This is a genomic window from Selenomonas sp. ND2010, from assembly GCF_000702005.1.
In the GTDB taxonomy this organism is placed as follows: Bacteria; Bacillota; Negativicutes; order Selenomonadales; family Selenomonadaceae; genus Selenomonas_A.
Genome location: NZ_JNKI01000045.1, coordinates 1 through 9683, shown reverse-complemented (window position 1 = coordinate 9683; position 9683 = coordinate 1). Strand labels below are relative to the sequence as shown.

General features: G+C 49.1%; 11 protein-coding genes, 3 tRNA genes and 2 rRNA genes. 1 reads left to right on the top strand and 15 read right to left on the bottom strand.

Features of this window, described 5'->3' with window-relative positions:
* On the top strand, positions 1–201 hold a 201-nt coding region (locus T504_RS14975), incomplete at its 5' end, for a hypothetical protein (protein WP_231473914.1).
* Between the two features lie 152 nt (positions 202–353).
* On the opposite strand, the gene T504_RS0111610 is transcribed toward T504_RS14975, so the two are convergent.
* From T504_RS0111610 to T504_RS0111540, 15 genes are all read right to left on the bottom strand, one after another.
* Positions 354–1256: a radical SAM protein gene (locus tag T504_RS0111610; protein WP_156033541.1), complete on the bottom strand. Its 903-nt coding sequence runs from the start codon at positions 1254–1256 to the stop codon at positions 354–356.
* Between the two features lie 4 nt (positions 1257–1260).
* Positions 1261–3231, bottom strand: a complete 1971-nt coding sequence (locus tag T504_RS0111605) for an LTA synthase family protein (RefSeq protein WP_231473913.1) — start codon at positions 3229–3231, stop codon at positions 1261–1263.
* 47 nt (positions 3232–3278) lie between these two features.
* Entirely contained in the window at positions 3279–4046 is a 768-nt protein-coding gene (locus T504_RS0111600; RefSeq protein ID WP_033171242.1) for a DeoR/GlpR family DNA-binding transcription regulator, read from the bottom strand.
* 88 nt (positions 4047–4134) lie between these two features.
* Complete coding sequence (locus T504_RS0111595) at positions 4135–5697, bottom strand: ClC family H(+)/Cl(-) exchange transporter (protein WP_033171241.1); 1563 nt, start codon at positions 5695–5697, stop codon at positions 4135–4137.
* A 71-nt stretch (positions 5698–5768) separates the two neighbouring features.
* Complete coding sequence (gene rpsR, locus T504_RS0111590; RefSeq protein ID WP_014425267.1) at positions 5769–5999, bottom strand: 30S ribosomal protein S18; 231 nt, start codon at positions 5997–5999, stop codon at positions 5769–5771.
* An 18-nt stretch (positions 6000–6017) separates the two neighbouring features.
* The gene (locus T504_RS0111585) at positions 6018–6458 is read right to left on the bottom strand and encodes a single-stranded DNA-binding protein (protein WP_033171240.1); all 441 of its coding nucleotides are present in this window, start codon (positions 6456–6458) and stop codon (positions 6018–6020) included.
* A 27-nt stretch (positions 6459–6485) separates the two neighbouring features.
* Positions 6486–6773: a 30S ribosomal protein S6 gene (gene rpsF, locus T504_RS0111580; RefSeq protein WP_033171239.1), complete on the bottom strand. Its 288-nt coding sequence runs from the start codon at positions 6771–6773 to the stop codon at positions 6486–6488.
* Positions 6774–6921: 148 nt separating this feature from the next.
* The gene (locus T504_RS0111575; RefSeq protein WP_033171238.1) at positions 6922–7545 is read right to left on the bottom strand and encodes a DedA family protein; all 624 of its coding nucleotides are present in this window, start codon (positions 7543–7545) and stop codon (positions 6922–6924) included.
* An 88-nt stretch (positions 7546–7633) separates the two neighbouring features.
* Positions 7634–8197 (bottom strand): TMEM165/GDT1 family protein, encoded by a 564-nt coding sequence (locus T504_RS0111570; RefSeq protein ID WP_033171237.1) that lies wholly within the window; start codon positions 8195–8197, stop codon positions 7634–7636.
* A 78-nt stretch (positions 8198–8275) separates the two neighbouring features.
* Positions 8276–8351 (bottom strand) — tRNA-Phe (locus T504_RS0111565).
* Between the two features lie 5 nt (positions 8352–8356).
* Positions 8357–8433: transfer RNA gene (locus T504_RS0111560), tRNA-Asp, on the bottom strand.
* 27 nt (positions 8434–8460) lie between these two features.
* Positions 8461–8536, bottom strand: a tRNA-Lys gene (locus tag T504_RS0111555).
* 145 nt (positions 8537–8681) lie between these two features.
* The gene (locus tag T504_RS0111550) at positions 8682–9215 is read right to left on the bottom strand and encodes a methyl-accepting chemotaxis protein (RefSeq protein WP_033171236.1); all 534 of its coding nucleotides are present in this window, start codon (positions 9213–9215) and stop codon (positions 8682–8684) included.
* Positions 9216–9374: 159 nt separating this feature from the next.
* Positions 9375–9491: ribosomal RNA gene (rrf, locus tag T504_RS0111545) — 5S ribosomal RNA — on the bottom strand.
* Positions 9492–9554: 63 nt separating this feature from the next.
* Positions 9555–9683: ribosomal RNA gene (locus tag T504_RS0111540) — 23S ribosomal RNA — on the bottom strand; the annotation flags it as partial.

The following is a 9683-nucleotide window of genomic DNA, read 5'->3' as shown; positions in this document are numbered from 1 at the left end:
AGAGCCGGTACGAATTGCTGCGCCCTCGGAGGGGGTAGCCCTGCGAAACTTGCCACAAACTCAGCCACCGCTAGGGACAGTGCCATAAACGAAGCGTTTGATGTTTTTCGTGAAGAACGAAATTTTTATCCTCACCGTTCGTCGAAAAATTGCTACCGTTCAAGCGAAGCGCGTTTTGCAACTTTTTCGATGCTTAATTAAAGATAAAAATTTCGTTTAGAAAAACATCTCCCGCGTAGTGTTGGCACTGCCCCTAGCGGTGGCGAAGAGCTGCTTCGAATAAGGTTCCACTAACCGATAAACTGTAATTTAGAAAAAGCCATGCTAATTATTTCAGCATGGCTTTTCTGTATCTATATTCGTTTCACACCCGCACCGTTAAACTTAGGCACGAATTTTTCTGACGCAGTCTGTCCCTGCTGAACATAACAATTGGTAATGCCCAGCTCCACCGCATGGTCCACCACCGACTCATACTCAAAGGTCGTAAGCTTCCGGTTCATGCCCTTATGTTCAGCGGCCCGATACATGGGCGTATACTGATTCATCAAACTGATCTGGATGTCGTTGCAAAATTCCTGCCATAACCAATCCAACGCTTTCATGCTCTCATGGCGATGTCCCGGCAAAACCAAATGACGAACTAACACCCCACGAATCATACGCCCACTTTCATCGAACTTAATGGGACCCACTATATCCACCATCTTATGTATCGCTGCAGCAGCCTTGGTAAAATAATCCGGTGCCAACGAATATTCCGCCGCCGATTCCGTTTCTACATATTTCAAATCCGGCAGGAAAATATCCACATAACCGCGCAACGCCTCAATCGTCTCCACCGAATCATAAGCTCCGGAATTATAGACCACGGGAAGGGAAAAGCCTTGTTCCCGTGCCAACTCCAACGCATGAATAATCTGCGGCACATAATGCGTAGGTGTAACGAGATCAAGAGTAGCCGCACCACGTGCCTGCTGTTCCAAAAAGATTTCCGCCAAACGCTCATCCGACACTTCCTCGCCTTTTCCGCCATGACTGATTGCATGGTTCTGGCAAAAACAGCACCGAAGATTGCAATAGGAGAAAAACACAGTACCCGCGCCCTTGGCTCCCACCAAGCAGGGTTCCTCCCATGGATGCAGGGATACTAAGGCAACGCGCGCCTTAACTCCGGCACCACAAAAACCAACCGTCACCGAACGATCTACCCCACACTGTCGCGGACACAAATTACACCTGTGCAAAGAAATCATCGGCTCACTCCCGTCCTTCCAACTTTGATGCATCAAGAATTGGCCCGTATTTCGGACGCCACCAGGAAATGCTGCGCACGGCATTAATGTAATCTTGCATAGCCTGATCGTCGATAACAGGCGTCTCGCCGCCATTTAACGGCTCAGGTACCAGCGGAACCGTGTCGGCCTTGCCGACGGCATGCCGGGTAATCCAAAAGCCGTAATTGACCCCACGGCGGTTCACCGTCGTAAGACTGGCCCCTACCGACATATAGGAAAAGCCCTTAGGGGCTATGAGCTCGAAGATCGTCGGCATGATATCAATCTGACTTCCTGCAGAATCCGCCAGCAAAGTCCCCTTATGGACACCCTTACCCGTAAGAATGAACGGAATGCCATAGCGCTCATACGTCGATGGCGTCTTATCAATGTTATACCGATCGCCATGATCTCCTACGATAACGATAAGGCTGTCTGGATATTTTTCCTTAACGGCTTTGACAAATTTGGCCAATTCGCGGTCGGCATACCAGTAATGGCCCAGCTCCCGTAACAGCTCCTCATCATTTTGCGCCTCCGGGGGAAGCGTCGCCCGCACTGCCTCTTTATCAAAACCCTTCGCCTCAACATCGACATCATAAGGCGAATGATTTGACGCATTGAGAATCACATTGAAGCTCGACTCATCACTCAGGCCACTTAACACATGTTCATAGAGGTATTCGTCCTCACAGCCCCAGACACTTCCCGGAACATCGCCAAAATCACCACGGCTGTAGAAATGATCAAAGCCCTGTGCCTTGGTAAATGCACCGATGCGTTCCCATGTAGCAGGCCCTGCGTACCAGAAATTTGTTGCATAGCCAAGCTTCTCCATCTGCGGCGCGCTGGCGGTCACATAGGGCTCCTTAAAGGATTCCGGCATCGTCGTCAGGTACAGGTTCGCATCGGCAAAGCCCGTAACCACTCCGGTAACCGCCGACACGGTACTGGCACCATTGGGCAGGAAGGTGGGGCAATAGTCCGTATCCTCCTCTGCCAGCAGAGCACGCATCCCCTGGGAAATCGGGATGTTTTTGTATTTGTCGAGCAGCGGCCAGTTGGCAAAGCTCTCCGACAGAATCACAAAGACATGGGAAGGCTGCTCCATCTGCGCCCCACCAGCTGTTTTCTGCAAGTAAACATCCAAATCATCGCTATCCGGCTGCCGCCCCGAAAGCGACGCTGCCAAATTGCGAATATCTTCCACCGTAAAGTCCAGCCCATTGCAGGCCAGCATGCGGTGATTGAGGTTCCAGGCGCGATAAATCGCCTGGGGATTGTCCAAAATAGCCTCGTTGAGGAATTCATCCTTCGTCACACCGGCATTTTCCCAATCGACAGCGGTCTGCCAGCCAAGACTGCCACCAAAGATCCCCAGCAGGACCGATACATACACTCCTGCTAAGAAAGCCAACCGTCCCAGCAGACGCACAGCCAACGGCCAACGCACCGCCCGCAGGAAATTTTCTACCGGCGTCCATTTGAGCCAAGCCATGAGCAATCGCCATAGGACATAGGCCAGCAGCAGGGCACCTGCCAAACGAACCGGCAGCCAATACTGCTGAATCATGGTAATGAACAACGCATAAATATCGTCATTTGCCCCGTTAAAAATCATCTGATTGAAATTCATACGGAACTGACGATAAAAAGGGAAACTGGCGACATAGAGAATACTGAGCACCATTAGCAGCAACCCATTCAGTGCGCGCCAACTGATCCACTCAAGCTTTGGCATCAGATAATGCAGCAAGAGCGCCGGTACAAAACTTATCAATGCCAGACAACCAGCGGTCTGCATCGACAGTCGGCTGCCGCGCCATAGTGCCAGCAGTATATCTTCGGTGCCGCTGGCAGGTTCCATATAACTTTGCAGGATACCAATAAAAAAGAGCCGGAAAAGGGAAAGGACTGCCAGGTAAAAAACATATACCTTCAGTCCTTTCAACATTACCTTATGAAAATTTTCCCAGCTCAATCGTGCGGGGAATGAGAATTTCATGGCAGGATAATCTCAACCCCGTAGGAATCGGCTGCATCCTGAATATCACGAGCCGGCAGCGTATCCGTAATCAGGCCGGAAAGCGTGTCCAGAGACGTGTAGTTGTAGTTGCCATCCGTGCTAAGCTTGCGTGCTTCAGCCACAACATAAGCCTTCTTGCTGTGGCGAATAATGGATGCCTTGTTGATACCATCGTCGATATCATACGTGGAGACGCTGTTCTCCTTGACATCAACACCTACGGCACCAACGAAAGCGATATCCGGTTTGAGGTGCGAGATGAAGTCAAGGGTCATGCCACCCCAGAAACCATCGCGGCTCTTGTTGATCTTACCGCCGGCAAACACCACGCGGATTTTCGGGTTGCGCGCGAGAACTACCAGAATATCAATCATGTTCGTAACGACCGTGATATCCTGGTCCATTTTTACCAGCAGTTCCGCAATTGCCAAGTTGCTGGTCGAGATGTCGAGGAATACCATATCCTTCTCATGGATGAGTTTTACCGCGGCCTGAGCAATGCGCTGTTTTGCTTCTACATCCGTGTTGCGATGTTTGCTGACTTCAACCATATGGCTGTTTTCACGAATGCGGACAGCACCACCATACGTGCGTTTGAGTTTTCCCTTTTTCTCGAGGGCACCCAAATCCTTACGGATACAGTCTTCCGTTACCTTGAACTTCTCGCTGAGTTCGCGGACACGAACCTTGCCGTCACGTGCAAGCATATTGAGAATAATCTCTTGGCGTTCTTCCAAAAACATCGGACAATCACTCCTATAATCTTTCTAGAAACTGTGTTTATTGTTTGTTATTGTTGTACGACTATTGTACTAAATCTATTTAAAATTATCAAGTAGATTTTTCCGCGGCCAGCAGCTCTAAACTGCTCTTATGAACATCGTCGCTTAAAATATACAGATAATCGCCTTCCTTCAAGCGAAGCCCCCCATTTGGCGCCAAATCCTCACCAGCACGGCTGACGTTTACGATAAGGCACCCCGAAGGCCAATTGACTTCGCGTATGCATGTGCCGTCGAGCTGGCTCCCCATTCCGATGATGACCTCACTCATGATGCGGCGATGTTTGACCGCACTGGCAAGCTTTGCCTGCAATGCCAGACTGCGATTCAGCAGCATATCATAAACCGGCTCCCCATTGGTTAGATCAGCCACCAGATAGGCCGTCATGGAAACGAGAATCAGCGCCAGCATATGATCAAAAGATCCCGTCATCTCCATGATCAACACGGCCCCTGTCACCGGCGATTTAACCACCGAAGCAAAGTAGGCGGCCATGCCGAAAATAATACAATTGACCGTCCACACAGGCTCCATGATTCCGAGGAAAACAGCCAGCTTGGCAAAGATTGCACCACCAACGCTTCCCAACACCAGCATCGGCAAAAAAATTCCGCCAGGAACTCCTGAGCCAAAGCAAAGCATCGTAAAGAAAAATTTTCCCACGAGTAAAATCAGCAGCCAATAAAGGGAATAATCCGTAACCACCAGGGAATCCACCAAGCGGCTGCCACCGCCTAAAACCTCTGGCAGCCAAAAGCCCAAAACTCCAGCTATGAGCAAGGGCACCATAGGCTTCGACCATGCCGGCATAGGCACCATGGCAAAGCCATCCAACGCCTGCGTCAACATGCGGTTAAACGCCAGACCAAGTACGCCGACAAACGCCCCCAACAGGATAAGCAGCATGTACATGCTGCCTGTAGAAACCACGGGAATATCGCCCATATGAAAAACAGGCTCCATGCCAAAAAAGTACTGGGTAACTGTTGTGGAAGTTACCGCCGCCGCAATAGCTCCCATGAGCACAAAAGGCGAAAAATTCTTCGTAAGTTCTTCCAGACAAAACATCACGCCAGCCAACGGTGCATTGAAGGCTGCCGCTAAACCAGCACCAGCTCCCGCCGTCAGCATGTAATGATTTTCCGCAAAGGACCGATGGGTCATGCGGCCAATCCCCTGCCCGACACAAGCGCCCAACTGAACGCTGGGCCCCTCACGCCCCAGCGAAAGGCCAGCACCGATTCCGAGTACAGCACCAGTAAATTTCAGCACCAGTACCCGCACCCAATTCATGTCCATTTTCCCTACGAGGATTCCCTTGATCTGAGGAATCCCTGACCCGGATGTCATGCCATCCCATTTGACAATCCGATAGAGGACCCAGCCAACAGCCACTAAAACAGCGCCCCAACCAAGAATCCAACTCGGATTGTCCCGCAGCCAATCATAAAGAAGCGGCGTATACCGCTCCGATAACTCCAAAAGATAACGGAACAGTGCAATGACCAATCCAGTAAAGATACCAATGACATTGCCCTCGAGGAAAAGTCGCAGCTTGAAATGACGCGGGTCCGTAAAAATCCGCATAGCCGTCTCAATTTGACTCTGCATAATTCTTTTCTTCTCCTACACCTTTAATAGAAAAAAGGTGCTGTACCTTAGTACAACACCTTGAAACTCTCTTACTCTGCAGTGAACGGCAGCAGCGCAATGTTGCGTGCACGTTTGATTGCAACGGTAACCTGACGCTGATGTTTAGCGCAGTTGCCGGAGATACGACGCGGTAAAATCTTGCCACGCTCCGTAATGAAGCGGCGAAGTTTTGCAACGTCTTTATAGTCGATATGCTCGACCTTGTCTACGCAGAAAGAGCAGACTTTTCTACGAGGTCTTCTGCCTCTGTCACGTCTCATCAAAGTAATTCCCTCCTATCAAAATGGGATGTCCTCGTCAGGGATGGCTGGGCCGAAAGAATTATCCACCGGTGCTGCTGGAGCCGAAGCCCCCTGGGCAAATCCACCCTGCTGGAAGCCGCCTTCACGCTGTGGGCGCGAACCCATGAACTCAACTTCATTGGCGACAACCTCGGTCACATAGCGCTTCGAACCGTCCTGCGCGTCATACGTGCGGACCTGCAAGCGACCTTCAACCAGCACCTGGCTTCCCTTGATTAAGTTATTCCCGCAAATCTCAGCGAGCTTCTCCCAGACGACTACTGGAATAAAATCCGCCGTCGGCTGGTTATTCTCCGCATTTTTGCGGCCGAAACGACGATCCACCGCAACGGTGAACGAGGCAACGGCTTTACCGCTCTGCGTATAACGGACCTCGGGGTCACGCGTAAGCCGACCGGCCAAAATAACCTTATTCATGGCAAAACCTCCCTGGCATATGGAATATTAGTTTTCTTCAGATTTTACGATCATGTGCTTCAGGACATCGTCCGTGATCTTCATTACGCGCTCACACTCAGCAACGCATGCCGGCTCAGCCGTAACGTAGAGCAGCTCATAGAAGCCCTCCGTGCAGTCTTTGATCTCATAGGCAAGACGTTTCTTACCCCAACGATCTTCTTTATCGATCGTACCACCATTCTCCGTAATGATCTTGGTGAACTTGTCGATGACAGCGTTCGTAGCTTCCTCTTCCATCGGCTTAACGATAAATATGACTTCGTACTTTCTCACGAAATCACCTCCCTCTTTGGTCTTTGGCTCCTGCTCGCACAGGAGCAGAGGTTGAAATATTATTTCAACTCAAAACATTATTTGTCTCACGACTAGAAAATTATACCACGATGTTACGCGTAAAGCAAGGATAATTTATCGATTCCACTTACACATTGTCCAAATCTTCACGGACGTTTTTTTTCCTACGATAGCGGATATACATTACGACAATTACTACTGCGCAAATCGCTACAAAAGCCAGGCTAGCCTCATGGCCGATTTTCAGCATAATCTGCCAGCTCTTGCCCAACATCATTCCCGCGAGCAGAATCAGTGCTGTCCAAGGAAGGGAACCAGCAAACGTCAGCGTCAGGAATTTTTTCATATCTACATGTGCAAAGCCAGCCGGCAGGGAAATAAACGTGCGGACAACTGGCAGCATGCGGCTGAAGAATACGGCCTTGAGGCCGTATTTATCGAACCAATTCTGCGCAATATCCACATGGCTCTTCTTAATGAAGAAATAATGACCATACTTGTCGACAAAACTCCGGCCGCCTTTATGGCCTACCACATACGCAAAAATCGAACCGGCCATACCACCGATCATACCAGCAGTAAGCGCCCCCATAAACGTCATCTGATCCGAAAAGATAAGATAACCAGCAAACCCCAGAATCAACTCACTCGGAATGGGAATGCAGGCATTCTCAGCAGCCATCAGCACAGCTACTGCCACATATCCCCAGGCAGCAATAAAGTCCAAGAACATCGTCGAAAACTGTTCCATATTAACAGAATCATCCTTTCCTAAAATCATCCATTTCCATGATAAGGTTATTATACCCTAGCACTAAAAAAAATCAAGGACTGTCGTCTTATCCCCAAAAGGATGTCCAAAGGCCAGCAACACCAAACAGAAGAAAAATACCCGCCGAAAACCAGCGCATCTTCTTTGCCGGCAAGCGGCAGTGAAGCCAAGAGCCTGCGATAATCCCCAAGCTGTCAGCCACAATCATGCCAAGGACAGCACCGATCAGCACCCCTAACCAGGCACCATCATACTGAGCCGCCATAGTCATAGCTGCAAACTGCGTCTTATCCCCCATTTCTCCAATTGCAAACGTACTCGCCACGGTCAAAACAGGTCCAAAGCTCGAATCATGCGCCTCCTCTTCTTCCTCATCACCACGCAGCGTCCAAATGCCAAAGATAATAAAAATCACCGAGGCAATAATTGCCATCAAATCAGCTGGAATCCACTCACCGGCCAATGCTCCGACAGCCACCGCCACCGAATGGACGACCAAAATCCCCAGCAGCATTCCGCAAAAGACTCGCTTCCAGTCATATTTGGCCGCAAATGCCATGACTAGGAATTGCGTTTTATCGCCCATTTCCGCTATGAGCACCACGAAAAATGATGCCAATAATCCCTCCATACTACCGCTCCTTATAATATAATACACAGATACAAAAAAAGCCTTGGTACATCAGTACCAAAGGCTGTATATTTGAAGTGGTGCCTTCGAGCGGAATCGAACCACTGACACGGGGATTTTCAGTCCCCTGCTCTACCAACTGAGCTACAAAGGCAATAGTGGCGACCCGAAGGGGACTTGAACCCCTGACCTCCGCCGTGACAGGGCGGCATTCTAACCAACTAAACTACCGGGCCATCTATATAAAATTAAAGAAAAATAAATGGTGGCTCACCCGGGATTCGAACCCGGGACACCCTGATTAAAAGTCAGGTGCTCTACCAACTGAGCTAGTGAACCAGGTGAGCAGAATATTCATTGCTTCGTTTAAACTGAATCAACTGATACGTCACTCACAAGACATAATTATACGGATAAAGCCCCTGCTTGTCAACACTTTTTAAAAAAAAAGACGCTTCCTGGGAAGCGTCTAGAACTCTATCAATCAGTTGAGGCTTTCGACATACTTTTTCAGATCTTCTGCAGCCTTCGTTACGCGAGAAAGATTAGCCGTAATCTCTTCCGTAGATGCAGCCTGCTCCTCACTAATGGAACCGGTCGTCTCAATGGATTTCGAAATCCCCTCAACAGCTTTATTCATCTCGTTCAACGTGGACTGAATCTTTTCCGTAGCCTCACGGGACTGCTCAGCCAGCTTTCTGACTTCCTCAGCAACGACAGCAAAGCCACGTCCCTGCTCACCAGCACGGGCTGCCTCAATTGCCGCGTTAAGGCCCAACAAATTCGTCTGACCAGCAATATTCGTGATAAAATCAATTACTTTAATCGTATCAGCATTTTTTTCCTGCAGGAATTTTGCCTGCTCGACCGACTCCTGACCTGCTTTAGCAAGCGCGCTTGCACTCTTAGCCACCTGCTCAACAGCTTCATAAACCGTTTGCGTCGACGAAGCGATTTCTTCGATAGAAGACGTCAATTTTGCATTTATGTCTTCTCTGTTCTTAGTATCCTCTGCCATTTATATTCCTCCCCATCTTAACACACTGGCCACAAAAGCCAAATTACATTCTGTAATAGTCTCTGCTCTATTCATATTCCACATAGACACCAAAAACCCTGCATCAATCTATGAAAAAAAACAAAAATAAAAAGACGCCCACACAGGACGTCTCGTCTTAACTGGCAACTCCCTATCCTCCCAGTCCGTCTCCAGACAAGTACTTTCGGCGTATATGTGCTTAACTACTGTGTTCGGTATGGGAACAGGTGGAACCACATAGCTAGCGTCACCAGATATTCTTTTGAATGAACTATGTCCACTCAAAACTATACAGAAGAAATTCGAACATTTTAGATTAAAGTTAAGCCCTCGACTTATTAGTATTGGTCCGCTGCATGCCTTACGGCACTTCCACTCCCAACCTATCTACCTTGTCTTCTTCAAGGAGTCTTACTAGATTAACTCTATGAGATACTTCATCTCGAG

What these genes read in the sequence shown, in the direction of transcription:
- T504_RS0111550 (WP_033171236.1), bottom strand. Translation starts at nt 9,215, where the DNA reads ATGGCAGAGGATACTAAGAACAGAGAAGACATAAATGCAAAATTGACG.
- T504_RS0111605 (WP_231473913.1), bottom strand. Translation starts at nt 3,231, where the DNA reads ATGTTGAAAGGACTGAAGGTATATGTTTTTTACCTGGCAGTCCTTTCC.
- rpsR (WP_014425267.1), bottom strand. Translation starts at nt 5,999, where the DNA reads ATGAGACGTGACAGAGGCAGAAGACCTCGTAGAAAAGTCTGCTCTTTC.
- T504_RS0111570 (WP_033171237.1), bottom strand. Translation starts at nt 8,197, where the DNA reads ATGGAGGGATTATTGGCATCATTTTTCGTGGTGCTCATAGCGGAAATG.
- T504_RS0111595 (WP_033171241.1), bottom strand. Translation starts at nt 5,697, where the DNA reads ATGCAGAGTCAAATTGAGACGGCTATGCGGATTTTTACGGACCCGCGT.
- T504_RS0111610 (WP_156033541.1), bottom strand. Translation starts at nt 1,256, where the DNA reads ATGATTTCTTTGCACAGGTGTAATTTGTGTCCGCGACAGTGTGGGGTA.
- T504_RS0111600 (WP_033171242.1), bottom strand. Translation starts at nt 4,046, where the DNA reads ATGTTTTTGGAAGAACGCCAAGAGATTATTCTCAATATGCTTGCACGT.
- T504_RS0111585 (WP_033171240.1), bottom strand. Translation starts at nt 6,458, where the DNA reads ATGAATAAGGTTATTTTGGCCGGTCGGCTTACGCGTGACCCCGAGGTC.
- T504_RS0111575 (WP_033171238.1), bottom strand. Translation starts at nt 7,545, where the DNA reads ATGGAACAGTTTTCGACGATGTTCTTGGACTTTATTGCTGCCTGGGGA.